This window comes from Aeromicrobium sp. (assembly GCF_025965075.1).
Lineage (GTDB): Bacteria > Actinomycetota > Actinomycetes > Propionibacteriales > Nocardioidaceae > Aeromicrobium.
Genome location: NZ_JAOPXQ010000060.1, coordinates 1 through 13,800 on the forward strand (window position 1 = coordinate 1; position 13,800 = coordinate 13,800).

Sequence of the window (13,800 nt, forward strand, 5' to 3'; positions counted from 1 at the left end):
CGAAGTAGATGACGAACAGGGTGCCGACGATCCACATCAGCGGGTGCACCTGCGCGAGCTTGCCCTTGACCACCTTGAGCAGGACGAAGGCGATGAATCCCGCGCCGATGCCCGCCGTGATCGAGTACGTGAACGGCATCAGGGCGATCGTCAGGAAGGCTGGAATCGCGATCTCCTCGTCCTTCCAGTCGATCTCCCCCACCTGCTGCATCATCAGGAAGCCGACGAGCACCAGCGCGGGCACCGCGGCTTCGCTCGGGATGTGCTCGACGAGCGGCGTGAAGATCGTCGCGAGCAGGAACAGCACGCCGGTGACGACGGCGGCCAGCCCTGTCCGCGCGCCGTCGCCGACGCCGGAGGCCGACTCGATGTACGACGTGTTGGACGAGACTCCGGCAGCGCCGCCGGCCGCAGCCGCGATGGAGTCGACGATCAGGATCTTCTGCGCACCGGCCGGCGTGCCCTCTTCATCGTTCAGGCCGGCCTCTGCGCCGATCGCGGTCATGGTGCCCATCGTGTCGAAGAAGTCCGCCAGCAGGAGGCTGAAGACCAGCAGGACCACCGTGACGAAACCGACGCGCTCGAATGATCCGAACAGGCTGAACTCACCCAGCAGCCCGAAGTCGGGAGTGCTGACGAGCGAGTCCGGGATGGACGGCACGTTGAGGTTCCAGCCCTTGGGGCTGGGCTTGCCGTCCACGAGGCTCGGGCCGGCGTCGACGATCGTCTCCACGACGATGGCCAGGACCGTCGTGACGGCGATGCCGATCAGGATCGCGCCGGGCACGCGGCGGGCGTGCAGCGCGATCATCAGCAGCAGGCCGATGCAGAACACCAGGACGGGCCAGCCGGACAGCGTCCCGCCGGTGCCCATGCCGATCGGCGGGGCGGCGTTGCCGGTCGTCCGCACGAAGCCCGCGTCGACCAGGCCGATCAGGGCGATGAACAGGCCGATGCCGACCGCGATCGCGGTCTTGAGCTCGCGCGGCACGGCGTCGAAGACGGCCTTCCGGAAGCCCGTGAGGACCAGCACCAGGATCACGAGGCCCTCGAGGACGACGAGCCCCATCGCATCGGCCCACGACATCTGGGACGCGACCGAGTAGGCGACGAACGCGTTGAGGCCCAGCCCGGCGGCGAGCGCCAGCGGGAAGTTGGCCACGACGCCCATCAGGATCGTGAGGACACCGGCCACGAGCGCCGTCGCGGCGGCGATCATCGCCAGGTCGGGCGCCGAGCCGCCGCCGAGGAACTGGCCGTCGGCGTCCTGCACGTAGCCGAGGATCAGCGGGTTGAGGACGATGATGTACGCCATCGTCAGGAAGGTCACGACGCCGCCGCGGACCTCTCGGGCGACCGTCGACCCCCGCTCCGCGATCTTGAAGTAGGTATCGAGCTGAGTACGCATAAAGCTCCCGCGTCGGGCCGGTATGAACCCATGGAGCATGCCAGACGCCTCGGCGCGGTCGAACGGTGCCCGGTCTCAGCGCTTGCGGGTCGCGGCGACGCAGATCGTGGCGAGCAGCGCCATGACCGCCGCCGCCCAGAACCAGGTCGCGCCGGCGAAGCCGTTGCCCTCGCTCGGGTCGCCCGAGGTGCGCTCCGGCGCGACGGATGTCGGCGCGGCCGTCGGCGTCGGGGTCGTCGTCGCCCGAGCCGGCTCGGCGAAGGGGATGCGGACCAGTGCCGATCCCGCGCCCTCGCTGCCGACCAGGAACGAGCGGCCCGCGGTCTCCATCGCGAGGGTCTCGCCCTGCTCGGCGTCGGGCAGCGGCAGGCGGGTCACCTCGGCGTACGTCTTCGCGTCGATGACGTGCGCCGCGCCGTAGTCGCGCGCGACGACGTAGCGCCCGTCGGGCGTGAACGCCGCGTCCGTGACGATGCCCGGGGCGGTGGCGTCGACCGCGGTCACCGCGTTGGGTGTCCCGATGACGAGCTGGTCCGGCACGGCGTAGATCTCGCCGGCCAGCAGCCCCTTCGTCAGCAGCAGCTTGCGCCCCGTGCTCGGGTCGATCGCCAGCGCCTCGACGTCGCGCGGGCCGTCGGGGTACGTCAGCGGGTAGCGCGCGACGGACTTCACGAACATGTCGACCGCTCCCGGCTCGGGGAGCGCGAGGAGCGCGGCGTCGGTGCGCTGCCCGCGGTTGTCGCCCGTGTCGGCGATCCAGATCGTGCCGCCGGCGTCGATCGACAACGCCTCGGCGTCGACCAGGTCGACGCCCAGGGTCGTGGTGCCCACGACCGCGCCGGTCGAGATCCGCACCGCGAACAGGATCGGGGCGTTGCCGGAGTCGTTGATCGTGTAGGCGAGGTCGTCGACCAGCCGGCTCACGACGAGCCCGCTGGACTCGGTGACCCGCGGGTCGTCGATGCGGCTGACCTCGACCGGCGCCGGTTCAGCACCCTCGGCCCGATCGGCCAGCGAGCTCGCGATGACGATCACGAGCAGGGCGATCAGGAGACCCGGGATGAGCAGACGTCGATAGCGCGGATTCATGACAGGTTCAGCATGACAGCAGGCCCGGGCCTGTACGCCCCGGCGGGTAGGCTGGACGCGTGAGCGACGAAGACTGGGTCATCCAGCAGGGCGATGGTCCCGAGACGATCGAGCGCAAGATGGGCCACCGCGAGATCGCGCGCCTCGAGCGTGCGGCGCGTCGTCACGAGTTCGGCCGCCCCGAGCTCACCGAGCTCGAGATCGGCAGCACGACGCACCGCGTCGCCGAGGTCGAGCCCATGGACGTCGACGGCGTCCGCACCATGACGGTCGGCACGATCGTGTGGGGGGTGCTCGCGATCGGCCTGCTGCCGTTCATCGGCACGCTCGACGAGAACGGCCGCACGTGGTGGCTGTGGACCGCGGTCGCCGGCTTCGGCCTGGGCCTCATCGGCATCGAGTACTGCCGCCGCCGGCGCAACGCCCTGCGGATGCAGCCCGGCCGCCGCCGCAAGGCGGACTGAGCCGGACCGCATCACCGCCGGCGTCACGCCTGGTCGGCGTCGTCCTTGCGGACCGTGAGCCGCAGCGGGACCTCGCGGATCAGCAGCGCGGCGACGAGGCTCAGGACCGCGACGCACGCCGCGACCAGGAAGATCGTGCCGGTCGCGTCGCCGTACGCCGAGCGGACGATCTCGGCGACCTCCGGGGGCAGGTTCTTGACGTCGAGCAGCGAGCCGCCGCCGCTGGCGGGGTCCACGCCGAGCGCCGCGAGCTTGGACGTGACGTCGTTCTTGACCTGTGAGGCCAGGATCGCGCCGAGCACCGACACGCCCACCGCGCCGCCGAGCGAGCGGAAGAAGGCGACCGTGGCGCTCGCCGCGCCGACCTGTGAGACGTCGACGGTGTTCTGCACCGCGAGGACGTAGTTCTGCAGCAGCATGCCCATGCCGATGCCGACGAACGCGATGAACGTCATGGCGTGCCACTCCGGCGTGCGGTGGTCGATCGTCGACAGCAGGCCGAGGCCCAGGATCAGCGAGGCAGAGCCGATCACCAGGAAGCGCTTCCACCGGCCGAAGCGGGTGATGAGCTGGCCCGAGAGCAGCGTGCCGAACAGCGAGCCGAGCATCAACGGGATCGTGAGGAGGCCGGCCTCGGTGGGCGTCCGGCCGCCGGCGACCTGGAAGTACTGGCCGATGAAGACCGAGGCGCCGAACATCGCGATGCCCACCGCGATGCTGCCGACGATCGCGAGGGCCGTCGTGCGCTCGCGGACGACACCGATCGGCAGCAGGGGCTCGGGGTGCCGGAGCTCGACCCGCACCAGCAGCACCGACGCCAGGACGGTCCCGCCGATGAACGCCGCGGACTGCCACGAGAGCCAGTCGAACGAGTCGCCGGCGAAGGTGACCCACAGCAGCGGGAGGCTCGCCGCGATCGCGATCAGGACGGCACCGACGTAGTCGAAGTCGACCTTGCGCCTGACCGTCGCGATGTGGAGGTACTTCTGCAGCACGACGAGGCTGATCAGCGCGAGCGGCACGCAGACGAAGAACGTCCAGCGCCAGCCCAGGCCCGGTGTGTCCACGATCAGGCCACCGAGCAACGGACCGCTGACCGTCGCGACGGCCATCGTGGCGCCCATGTAGCCGCTGTAGCGGCCGCGTTGGCGCGGCGGGATGATCGAGCCGATGATCGACTGCGCGTTGGCGGTCAGGCCCCCCATCGCGACACCCTGCACGACGCGCATCGAGATCAGCTCGGGCAGGTTGCGGGACAGCCCCGCCAGCACCGACCCGACGACGAACACGACGATCGAGATCTGGACCAGGACCTTCTTGTTGACGAGGTCCGAGAGCTTGCCCCAGATCGGCGTCGAGACCGTCATGGCCAGCAGCGACGCGGTCACGACCCACGTGTACTGGATCTGCGAGCCGTCGAGCTCCGCGATGATCGTCGGCAGCGCGTTCGACACGATCGTGCTGCTGAGGATCGCGGTGAACAGGGCGGCCAGGAGGCCGAACAGGACCTCCATGATCTCGCGGTGGGTCAGCTCTGTGGGGGCCTGCGCGGGTGTCGACGCCACGCTCTCGGTGCTTAGTTGCATGATGCAACCATACGTTGGGGCGTGCGGCGACGCAAGACGACGCAACCCCGCGTGAGCGGACTCACGCGGGGTTGCGGTGGAGAGGGGGCCGAGGACGTACGGCTCGGTGGTCGGGCGGGGCGGGCTAGAAGCCGTCGACCTCGTCGACGCCGACGGTGTCGAACACCGGCAGCGGGAGCTTCTGGACGCCGGCGGAGCGGCTCAGCCGTGCGCCCGAGTGGGCGCCGCAGCCGTGGTCGAACGAGACGACCTTGCCGTCGTCGTTGGCCATGCCGTTGGCGCAGACGCCGAATCGCTCGGACAGCGGGCCGGCGAGGCTGACCAGGAAGCCGCACGAGTGGCAGACGCCGGGGGCCTGCTGGGCGATCGCGGACTCGGGACCCTGCTCGCCGTCCTGCCAGCGGTCGGCGGCGAGCTCGCGGCCCTCGAGCGACAGCACCCACTCGCGGCCGAGGCCGACCTCACGGGCGAAGAACCGGTCCGGTGTCTGCTCCTCGCCGTCGCCGGCGGACCACGAGGGCACGAGGCGCACGTCGTCCTCCTCGGGCGGGAGGACGTCACCGGGGCTCAGGTCACCGGGCCGGATGCGGTCACGGTAGGGCGTCCACACCGGGGCGACGATCGCGTCGTCACCCGGCAGGAGCACGACGTCGTTGACCGTGACCTTGTCACTGTCGGGAGCCCGGGAGATGCTGACCGACCAGTACCAGCCCTCGTAGCCGGGCTTGCGGCACTCGAAGAGGTGGGAGACGAGGCGCTCGCCGTCCTCGACAGCACGGAGGTGATCGCCGACCGTTCCGGCGTCGGCGGCGTCGTCGGCGGCCGCGCGGGCGACGTCGACGGCTGCGGACAGCTGGTCATCGATGGGCATTGACCCATTGTCGCCCATGTCCCGCCCCCCGCGCTTCCCGGGGTGAGGCAGGATGAGGAGCATGGAGGAGCACGAGGGGCCGTACGACTACGCGAAGGACCAGCCGCCGTCCTCGCCGACGCCGCCCTCCCGTCTGGCCCGGTCCGGCCGGGCCGCCCGCCGCATCTCCTCCGGCACCGCACGGGTCGTCGCGAAGGGCGGCACGTCCGCGTTCAGCGGCGCCCGCCGGTTCACCCACTCCGGGGGCGCCGGCGAGAGCGGCTTCGCCCGCCTGCTGGAGCTGCACGCGTTCAACACCGCGGGTGACGCGGCGGTCGCGATCTCCCTGGCCGGCACCCTGTTCTTCACCGTCCCGACCGGCGAGGCGACGGGGCAGGTCGCCCTGTTCCTGGTGCTGACGATGCTGCCGTTCGCCATCGTCGCCCCCCTCATCGGACCGTTCCTCGACCGGTTCCGTCGCGGCCGGCGGTGGGCGATCGGTGCGACCCTGGCGATCCGGGCCTTCTGCTGCTGGGTCCTCGCCGGGGCGGTCGTCGACGAGTCCCCAGCGTTCTACTTCGCGGCCCTCGGCTGCCTCGTGGCCTCCAAGGCGTACGGCGTGACGCGCGCCTCGGCGGTGCCCCGCCTGCTGCCCGCGGCGTTCACCCTCGTCAAGGCCAACTCCCGCATCTCCCTGACCGGCACGGCTGCGGCCGCCATCTCGGCGCCGCTGGCGGTCGGTGCCGCGACGGTCGGCGCCGAGTGGGCGCTGCGCTACGGCGCTGTGCTGTTCGCGATCGGCACGGTCCTGGCGATCCTGCTGCCCGCCAAGGTCGACTCCAGCGAGGGCGAGGACCCGGTCGACCTGACCCCGCGGGTCGGGGCGGTCCGCAAGGGGCTCAGCATCACCCGCCCCGTCGTCAACGCGTTGCGCAGCAACTCCGGGCTGCGGCTGCTGTCGGGCTTCCTGACGATCTTCATGGCGTTCACGCTGCGCGAGCCGCCGGCGTCGATGGGGTGGGACGGCAATCCGACGATCCTGCTGGGACTCGTCGTGGGCGGCGCGGGGGTCGGCAACACGATCGGTACCCTGATCGGCTCGGCGGCCAGCTCCCGACGCCCCGAGAAGGTCGTGATCGGCGTGCTGGTGCTCGACGTCGCGGTCCTGGCGACGGTCGGCGTGTTCTTCACGTGGTGGACCGCCGTGATCCTCGGGCTCACGGTCGGCATCTGCCAGTCGCTCGGCAAGCTGAGCCTCGACGCCCTGATCCAGCGCGACGTCCCCGAGCGGGTGCGCACCAGCATGTTCGCCCGCTCCGAGACCCTGCTCCAGCTCGGCTGGGTCCTCGGCGGGCTGCTCGGCATCGGTCTGTTCAGCCTCGACGCGACACCGCGGATCGGGCTGCTCGTGATCGGCGCGATCCTCATCGGGTGGCTCGCCCTGGTCCTGACCCGGGCGATGCGTCCCGACCCGGCGGCACCGTCGACGTCCGCCCCGCAGGGCGACGAGCCGACCCGCCGGTTCTCGAGCTAGATCTCGAGCTCGGTCGCGACGGCGCGCAGCACCTGGGCGATCGGCTTGGCCTTCTTGGCGTCGGGGTGCCGCCCGTGGCGGTAGCCCTCCCCCACGGCGTCGAGCATCCGGATGAGGTCCTCGACGATGACCGCCATGGTCTCGGGGTCCTTGCGACGGGCCTGCGCCTGCGACCGGGAGACCGAGCCGACCGGGTCGAGGACGCGGACCTGGAGGGCCTGGTCACCGCGACTGCCCTGGACGATGCCGAACTCGACCCGGGTGCCGGCCTTGAGGTTCGTGACCCCGGCCGGCAGGGCGTCGGAACGCACGTGGACGTCCGGGCCGTCCTCCTGGGTCAGGAAGCCGAATCCCTTGTCTGCGTCGTACCACTTCACTTTGCCCGTGGGCATGGCGTCACCTTTGAGTTCGCGGAGCGTTCTGGTGGACCGTTGTCCTACCACCAGCCTAGTGGGCGGGAGGGTCCTAGTCCGCCGGTGGCTCGACCGGCGGCACCGGCAGCCGGTCCTCGAACGTCACCTCGACGGACTGGAATCCCTTGTGCCGCTGCGACTTGGCGTACGCCGAGTACGCCTTCTGGTCCGCGGGGGTCAGGATCACGTTGTCGGTGAACGGGGTCATCAGGGCCCGCGGATAGAGATTGCGGCGCAGCACGACGTTGACCTCGAGCCCCATCACGACCATGATCGCCGCGATGTAGATGAACACCATCAGGCCGAGGACCAGCGCGAATGTCTGGTTGACCTGATTGGCCTTGCCGATGACCTCGCGGACGTACGTGTTGCCGACCCACTGCAGCGCCTGCCACAGCACGGCGGTCACGAAAGCCCCCGGGAAGACCGCCCGGACCTTGGCCCGGCGCAGGCTGATGAGCCGGAACACCGCGACGAAGATGACGACGGTCAACACGAAGCCGACGACCCGCGAGACCAGACCGATCGTCGGCGCGAGGTCCGCGCCGAGCGCGTCGGGATTGGCCAGGACCGAGGTCGCGACGGCCAGCAGCAGGATGCCGACGCCGCCGATCGCGAGGAACAGCAGGCTGCGGAAGCGCAGGAGGAACGGGTTGGCCCGGCTGTTGCGGGGCACCGACCACGCCACGTTGGCCGCGTTCTGAAGGGCCTGGCCGAGGCCCATCGCACCGTAGAGCGCCGCGAGCGAGCCGATCACGATCGCCGTGGTCGACCCCTGCAGCCCGTCGGGGCGGCCCAGCTGGTCCCCGATGATCGGGAACTGGCTGAGCGCCGAGTTGAGCAGGCGGTCGCGCAGGTCCTCGTCGCCCTGCAGCAGGAAGCCGAGGATCGAGGTGCTGAGCAGCAGCAGCGGAAAGATCGCGATGAACGCGTAGTAGGTCAGGATCGCCGAGAGGTAGGCCCCCTGGTCGTCGAAGTACTTGTAGACGACCGCGATCGGGAACCCGACCACGCGGTGCTTGCGCTGGAAGGCGTCGACCGGGCCGATGGGCCGCGGCGGTGGGCTCGTCACTCGGAGGCCGACCCGGTCGGCAGGTAGGGGCGCGCCGCGGCGAGCACCACGTCGAAGCGCGCGCGGTCGAGCACGGCACCCTCCCGGCGTACGTCGGAGGGATCGACCCGCAGGAACCGATTGAGCCGGATCTCGCTGGGCCGGCCGGCGGGGTCCCACGGACCGGCACCGAGGTCGAGCCAGAACCGACCCTCGCGGGCCTCCTGCTCGTGATCGCGGTCGTGGTCCTTGGACGTCATCGGGAGGGCCACCAGGTGCGACCCCTCACGGGCGATCAGCAGGACGGGGCGGTCCTTGCCCTGCGTCGGGTCGTCCTCGTAGGAGACCCACGTCCAGACGACCTCGCCCGGGTCCGGCGCCCCGTCCGGCGCCGGGGCGTAGGTGATGTCCACCCGGCAAGCCTGCCACAGCACACGCGTCGCGCCCGCCCACCTGCCCGCTGCAGGCTCAGGCCGCGTCGGACCGGCCGAGATAGGCCGCCCGCAGGCCGGCCCGCGCCCGGTAGCCCAGCGCCGACACCGCGTTGGCCGACACCCCCAGCTCGAGCGCAAGCTCCCGCGGGGGCACGCCCTCCACGTCGAGCCGCCACAGGACGTGGCGCCAGCGCGGCGGCAGCGTCCCGTAGGCGTCGCGGAGGTCCGCCTGCTCGGCGAGGTCGGGGGTCGTCCGCCCCGCCGGGTCGAGGTCGACGGTCGGCTCGCATCGGCGCAGCAGGGCCCGCCGGCGCGCCGCCTCGTGCCGGACCGCGGTCAGGAGATAGGCCCGGAACGAGACCGTGGGTCCCCGGCCGGCCCTGATCTGGACCAGCACCGCGACGAACGCCTCGGCGACCACGTCGTCGGCCTCGACCCCACCCAGGACGCGGGCCGCGACCCGCCCGGCGACGGCCCGGTGGCGGGCGTAGAGCAGCCCGAACGCCTCGTCGTTCCCCTCGCGCACGAGGGCCAGCAGCATGACATCGTCCATGCCCCAGTTATGTCCGAGATCCGCGCCGGCTGCCATCGCCGGACGCGGACCCTGTGGACAACCGGGCCCGGACCCTCGCCGCCCGCCCCAGACTGGCTGCGTGGAGACCCTCACCTTGTCCGAGGTCGGCGCACGCCTCGCGCGGCGTTGGCGGACCCTCGCCATCGGCGCCGTCGCGGCGCTGCTCGTGGCGGTGGCCGTCCACCTGGTGCTGCCGTCCCGCTACGCCGCCGTGACGGTCGTGCACGTCGAGGCCGATGCGCCGGACCGGGTCGACATGGCGGCCGAGGAGAGCCTCGCGAGCTCCCAGCGCGTCGTGGCCGAGGCCCGCGCCGCACTCGGCGGACGAGCCCCGACGGTCGGCCACATGCAGGACGTGACCCGGGCGACGGCCGTGGCGGACTCGACGGTCCTGCGGATCTCCTACGCGGCGGACGAACCAGCCGCGGCGGCCCGCGGCGCGGATGCCGTCGCCAATGCCTACCTCGCGACCCGTGCGGTCGACGCAGCCGAGCGGGCCGACCGGATCTCGGCCCGGATCTCACGCGAGATCCGCCGGGCCGACCCGACCACCCGGGCGGCGCTCGCGGCGGAGCGCGCTCGCCTCGCCGTGGTCGACGACGCCGGTGGCGTCGTGGTCGACGCCGCGCGGGTCCCCACGGCACCGACCGGCCCCGGACTCCCGGCGACGGCCCTCGCCGGCCTGGTGCTCGGGCTGCTGCTCGCCGCCCCCGTCGCGGCTAGTCGAAGCCGGGCAGGTCGCGCTTCATGACCTTGCCGGTCGGATTGCGCGGCAGCTCGTCGAGGAACATCGTGCGACCCGGGACGGCGAACCGGGCGACGTGCGTCTTGGCGTACGCCTTGAGGTCCTCCTCGGTCAGCGACGCGCCCTCCTTGACCACGACGTACGCCGCGAGGACCTGGCCGAACGTCGCGTCGGGGATGCCGGTGACCACGACGTCGGAGATGTCGGGGTGGTCGATCAGCGCGTCCTCGAGCTCGCGTGGGAAGACGTTCTCCCCGCCGGACACGACCATGTCGTCGTCGCGCCCCGACACGAACAGGCGTCCGTCGGCGTCGAAGTGGCCCACGTCCCCGGTGCTCATGAGCCCCTCGGCGAACGTCTTGGTGTTGCCGTCGGTGTAGCCGCCGAACGGCATGTCGTTGCCGACGTGGATCGTCCCGGTCTCGCCCCGGGGGACCTCACGGCCGTCAGGGTCGAGGATCTTGACCGTCGTCCGGAACGGCGGCACCCCCGCGGTGCCCGGCGCCTCCCGCAGGTCCTGGGGGCTCGCGATCGTGACCCAGCCGGTCTCCGTCGCGCCGTAGAAGTTGTAGACCGAGTCGGTGAACATGTCCATGTAGCGGTTGGCCAGCTCGCCGGCCAGGGCCGATCCGCTGCTCGCCGTGATCCGCAGGGACGACACGTCGGTGGCGCGGACGACCTCGGGGTCGGCGTCGATCATGCGCTGCATCATGAGGGGCACGACCACGAGCACCTCGGCCCGGTGCTGCTCGACGTCGCGCAGGACGGTGGCCGCGTCGAACCGGCGCCGCAGGACGTACGTCGGGGCGGTCGACAGTCCGAACGCGAAGTTGATGAGACCCCAGGAGTGGAACAGGGGCGCCGCGATCACGACGGTCGAGTTGCCCCGGTAGGGGATCGCCCCGAAGAACGCGATGAGGGGCTTGAGATCCTTGGGCTCCTCGCGACGCGCGCCCTTGGGGAGCCCGGTCGTGCCGGACGTGAAGATGATGATCTGGCCGTGCCGCTCCGGTGTCGGGTGCGCCTTGGTCGGTTGCCCCTCACGCAGCCCGTCGACGGTCGGCAGGTCGTCGGGCGCGTCGGGGTCGGCCCAGCCGAGCACGATCGCGGCCGGGTCGACGTCCCCGGCGACCTCCAGGAACTCCTGGTCCACGATCACGAGGCTCGCGTCCTCACGCTTGGCCAGCTCGCCCAGCTGCGAGCGGCTCGCCATCGTGTTGAGGAGCAGCACCCGGCCTCCCACCTGCATGATCGCGACGATCGACAGGATCATCTGGCGGTGGTTGCGGGCCAGCACCGCGACGGAGTCCCCGGGCCCGACACCGCGGTCCTTGAGCGCCTGCGTCAGCTGGTTGACCTGGCCCGCGAGCTCGGCCCACGTGACCTGTCCCGAGTCGTCGATGATCGCCGTCTGGTGGGGGAAGCGGGACGCCGCGGCGTTGATCCCCGAGGGAAGCCCCGGTCCCCACTTGGCGAGCTGGAGCCCGGCCCCCAGCAGCCGGTGCGGCAGGACCGGCTTGAGCAATCCGATCTGCTTGAACACCTTGAGCGTGTAGCCCAGCTCCCGCATGACATCCCCAGCCTTCTCGTTGGTCGACGGTACCTCCGGCGGCCGCCCTTGAGAGGGTAACAACGAGTTACACCGAACGCCTCCTGCGTGCGGGCCGTGGCGTCAGTGAGCACCGTCTCGCGACAGCACGGCCCGCACGGTGCGGGCCAGGATCGCGAGGTCGAGCCGGAGGTTCCAGTTGTTGACGTACTGCAGGTCCATCCGGATCGCCTCCTCCCACGGCAGGGACGACCGGCCGCTGACCTGCCACAGGCCCGTCAGACCGGGCTTGACGTGCAGCCGGCGCCACACCCACTCGCTGTACTGCGAGGTCTCCGCCGGCAGGGCGGGCCGCGGGCCGACCAGCGACATGTCGCCCTTGACGATGTTGAACAGCTGCGGGATCTCGTCGATCGACGTCCGGCGCAGGAACCGGCCGAACCGGGTGATGCGGGGGTCGTCGACGAGCTTGAACAGCAGGCCGGCGCCCTCGTTGCGCACCCGGAGCGCCTCCAGCCGGTCCTCGGCGTCGACGACCATCGTGCGGAACTTGTACATCGTGAACGGCTTGCCGTCGCGACCCGACCGCTGCTGTCGGAAGATCGCGGGGCCGCGGGAGCCGAGCCGGATCAGGGCTGCGACCCCGATCAGCAGGGGTGAGAGCAGCAGCAGCGCGACGGCGGCCGCCACCCGGTCGAGCACCGACTTGGCCGCGAGCGACATGAGGTGGTCGTTGGGGGCCCGCAGCGACAGCGCGATCTGGTCCCCGACCCGACGCGGCCGGAGCAGCTCGACGTGATCGCTCATGTCCGCCACGACGAGGCACTCGACCTCGGCGCGCTGCAGCGCCCACGCCAGGTGGCGCAGGGCCGGGGTCGTGAGCGCCCGCCCGCTCGCGATGACGACCGAGGTCGCGCGGCGCCGCGCCACGACCTCCAGGACCTCGCGGGCGACGTCGGTCAGCCCGTCGTCGGACACCGCCCCGACCGGGGCGTTCTCGTGCGGCGAGCGCCACGAGCAGGTCGCGACGACGTCGATGTCCTTGCGACGGGCCCACCGCGCCTCGAGCCGCCGGACCGACTCGGTCTGGCCCACCAGGATCGTCGGGGTGCGACGCAGCAGCTGTCGGTGCACCACGGCGGACGCCGCGAGCAGGGCCGGAGCCGTCAGGGTCGCGACGGTCGCGCGCTGCATGACCTCCGTGGTGTCGACGTCGGCGATCAGCCAGCCGAGCGACGCGACGCCGAGGACCTCGACCAGACGGATCGACGGCTTGAACGACCGGCCGCGCTCGTAGGCCGGGAGCGCCGCGAAGCTGTAGGCGAGCCATGCGCCCACGAGGGCGACGACACCGGCCGTCCACACGTCGGGCAGGGCGAACTGGCGGTCGGCGAGGAGGCCCGCGGCCGCCAGGGCGCCGACGTAGCCGAGCACGCCCTGCCTCAGGACCGTGACCGGGAGGTGCCTGACGCTCCGGCGACGCGCCGAGCGTCCCACCGATGAGATGGGGGCTTCGCGCAGCGGCGTGCTGATGTCCATCGCGACCATCGCTAGATCCCCTTGCCGGCGAGGTTGGCCACGCGGGCGACGGCGTCGGCCGACAGCAGGCGATAGGAGATCAGGAGCCCGAGCCAGGCCCGGAGGTTGAGGCGCTGCGCACGCAACGAGCGGCGGAGCCAGGGGCGGGACTCCCGGCGACGTCCGGCGGCGGCCAGGGCGAAGCCGATCTGGGAACCGATCCGGGCCAACGCCGCCGGGTCCTGGCGGAGCGCGGGGTGCTTGTCGAGGAGGTAGACGAGCCCTTCGGCGTACTGCGCCCACCGCCCGTAGAAGAAGGACTGCCCAGACCACCGGACCGACACCAGCGGCTCGTTGACCAGACGGATCGGGGCGAGCCGGGACGTCGTCAGCAGGACGTCGTAGTCCTCGCCGTAGCTGCCCGGGAGCGCCTCGTCGATCATCCCCACGGCGTCGATCAGCACGTCGCGGCGGAAGACGAAGCTGCTCGAGTGCAGGCCCGCGATCCGGTCGCGGACGAGGTCGGCGTGGGTCACGACCGTGGGGACGGGACGCTCGTGCGTCGAGCGTCCGTCGTCGACCTCC

13 protein-coding genes and 1 pseudogene are annotated in these 13,800 nt (G+C 71.6%); 3 read left to right on the forward strand and 11 right to left on the reverse strand.

The genetic code is table 11. From position 1 onward, the window contains the following. A partial coding sequence (locus tag JWQ91_RS03880) for an NCS2 family permease (protein ID WP_297781078.1) occupies nucleotides 1-1,408 on the reverse strand: 1,408 nt, incomplete at its 3' end. A 75-nt stretch (nucleotides 1,409-1,483) separates the two neighbouring features. Beyond that, nucleotides 1,484-2,497 (reverse strand): hypothetical protein, encoded by a 1,014-nt coding sequence (locus JWQ91_RS03885; RefSeq protein ID WP_297781080.1) that lies wholly within the window; start codon nucleotides 2,495-2,497, stop codon nucleotides 1,484-1,486. 59 nt (nucleotides 2,498-2,556) lie between these two features. Between JWQ91_RS03885 and JWQ91_RS03890 the strand changes: the two genes are divergently transcribed. Continuing rightward, nucleotides 2,557-2,961 (forward strand): DUF2530 domain-containing protein, encoded by a 405-nt coding sequence (locus JWQ91_RS03890; protein ID WP_297781083.1) that lies wholly within the window; start codon nucleotides 2,557-2,559, stop codon nucleotides 2,959-2,961. Nucleotides 2,962-2,984: 23 nt separating this feature from the next. On the opposite strand, the gene JWQ91_RS03895 is transcribed toward JWQ91_RS03890, so the two are convergent. Both JWQ91_RS03895 and JWQ91_RS03900 read right to left on the reverse strand, forming a co-directional pair. Next, complete coding sequence (locus tag JWQ91_RS03895) at nucleotides 2,985-4,547, reverse strand: MDR family MFS transporter (RefSeq protein WP_297781086.1); 1,563 nt, start codon at nucleotides 4,545-4,547, stop codon at nucleotides 2,985-2,987. Between the two features lie 124 nt (nucleotides 4,548-4,671). Then, nucleotides 4,672-5,418, reverse strand: coding sequence for a DUF3027 domain-containing protein (locus JWQ91_RS03900; protein ID WP_297781089.1), 747 nt, complete (start codon nucleotides 5,416-5,418; stop codon nucleotides 4,672-4,674). A gap of 61 nt (nucleotides 5,419-5,479) precedes the next feature. Between JWQ91_RS03900 and JWQ91_RS03905 the strand changes: the two genes are divergently transcribed. Next, on the forward strand, nucleotides 5,480-6,931 hold the full coding sequence (locus JWQ91_RS03905) for an MFS transporter (protein WP_297781090.1): 1,452 nt from the start codon (nucleotides 5,480-5,482) through the stop codon (nucleotides 6,929-6,931). Here the strand turns inward: JWQ91_RS03905 and JWQ91_RS03910 are convergent. The 4 genes from JWQ91_RS03910 to JWQ91_RS03925 form a co-directional block, all read right to left on the reverse strand. Then, nucleotides 6,928-7,323: a cold-shock protein gene (locus tag JWQ91_RS03910; RefSeq protein WP_297781093.1), complete on the reverse strand. Its 396-nt coding sequence runs from the start codon at nucleotides 7,321-7,323 to the stop codon at nucleotides 6,928-6,930. The genes JWQ91_RS03905 and JWQ91_RS03910 overlap by 4 nt on opposite strands. Before the next feature lie 73 nt (nucleotides 7,324-7,396). Further along, complete coding sequence (locus JWQ91_RS03915) at nucleotides 7,397-8,416, reverse strand: YihY/virulence factor BrkB family protein (RefSeq protein WP_297781095.1); 1,020 nt, start codon at nucleotides 8,414-8,416, stop codon at nucleotides 7,397-7,399. Further along, nucleotides 8,413-8,808, reverse strand: coding sequence for a type II toxin-antitoxin system PemK/MazF family toxin (locus tag JWQ91_RS03920; protein WP_297781098.1), 396 nt, complete (start codon nucleotides 8,806-8,808; stop codon nucleotides 8,413-8,415). Before JWQ91_RS03920 ends, JWQ91_RS03915 begins: the two co-directional genes overlap by 4 nt. Nucleotides 8,809-8,863: 55 nt before the next feature. Further along, nucleotides 8,864-9,382: a sigma-70 family RNA polymerase sigma factor gene (locus tag JWQ91_RS03925; RefSeq protein ID WP_297781101.1), complete on the reverse strand. Its 519-nt coding sequence runs from the start codon at nucleotides 9,380-9,382 to the stop codon at nucleotides 8,864-8,866. Between the two features lie 100 nt (nucleotides 9,383-9,482). Between JWQ91_RS03925 and JWQ91_RS03930 the strand changes: the two genes are divergently transcribed. Beyond that, nucleotides 9,483-10,154, forward strand: coding sequence for a Wzz/FepE/Etk N-terminal domain-containing protein (locus JWQ91_RS03930; protein WP_297781103.1), 672 nt, complete (start codon nucleotides 9,483-9,485; stop codon nucleotides 10,152-10,154). Here JWQ91_RS03930 and JWQ91_RS03935 read toward each other — a convergent pair. The 3 genes and pseudogenes from JWQ91_RS03935 to JWQ91_RS03945 all read right to left on the reverse strand — a co-directional run. Further along, nucleotides 10,123-11,718 carry an AMP-binding protein gene (locus tag JWQ91_RS03935; protein ID WP_297781106.1) on the reverse strand — a complete coding sequence of 532 codons (1,596 nt, stop codon included), beginning with the start codon at nucleotides 11,716-11,718 and terminating at the stop codon, nucleotides 10,123-10,125. The two genes, JWQ91_RS03930 and JWQ91_RS03935, sit on opposite strands and share 32 nt — an antisense overlap. Nucleotides 11,719-11,820: 102 nt before the next feature. Then, entirely contained in the window at nucleotides 11,821-13,245 is a 1,425-nt protein-coding gene (locus JWQ91_RS03940; RefSeq protein WP_297781109.1) for a sugar transferase, read from the reverse strand. Nucleotides 13,246-13,247: 2 nt separating this feature from the next. Further along, nucleotides 13,248-13,800 (reverse strand): annotated as a pseudogene (locus JWQ91_RS03945) (hypothetical protein); the annotation flags it as partial.

Excerpts from the sequence above, each read along its gene's own strand:
- JWQ91_RS03885 (WP_297781080.1), bottom strand. The coding sequence starts at position 2,497 with ATGAATCCGCGCTATCGACGTCTGCTCATCCCGGGTCTCCTGATCGCC.
- JWQ91_RS03895 (WP_297781086.1), bottom strand. The coding sequence starts at position 4,547 with ATGCAACTAAGCACCGAGAGCGTGGCGTCGACACCCGCGCAGGCCCCC.
- JWQ91_RS03900 (WP_297781089.1), bottom strand. The coding sequence starts at position 5,418 with ATGCCCATCGATGACCAGCTGTCCGCAGCCGTCGACGTCGCCCGCGCG.
- JWQ91_RS03905 (WP_297781090.1), top strand. The coding sequence starts at position 5,480 with ATGGAGGAGCACGAGGGGCCGTACGACTACGCGAAGGACCAGCCGCCG.
- JWQ91_RS03910 (WP_297781093.1), bottom strand. The coding sequence starts at position 7,323 with ATGCCCACGGGCAAAGTGAAGTGGTACGACGCAGACAAGGGATTCGGC.
- JWQ91_RS03925 (WP_297781101.1), bottom strand. The coding sequence starts at position 9,382 with ATGGACGATGTCATGCTGCTGGCCCTCGTGCGCGAGGGGAACGACGAG.
- JWQ91_RS03935 (WP_297781106.1), bottom strand. The coding sequence starts at position 11,718 with ATGCGGGAGCTGGGCTACACGCTCAAGGTGTTCAAGCAGATCGGATTG.
- JWQ91_RS03940 (WP_297781109.1), bottom strand. The coding sequence starts at position 13,245 with ATGGTCGCGATGGACATCAGCACGCCGCTGCGCGAAGCCCCCATCTCA.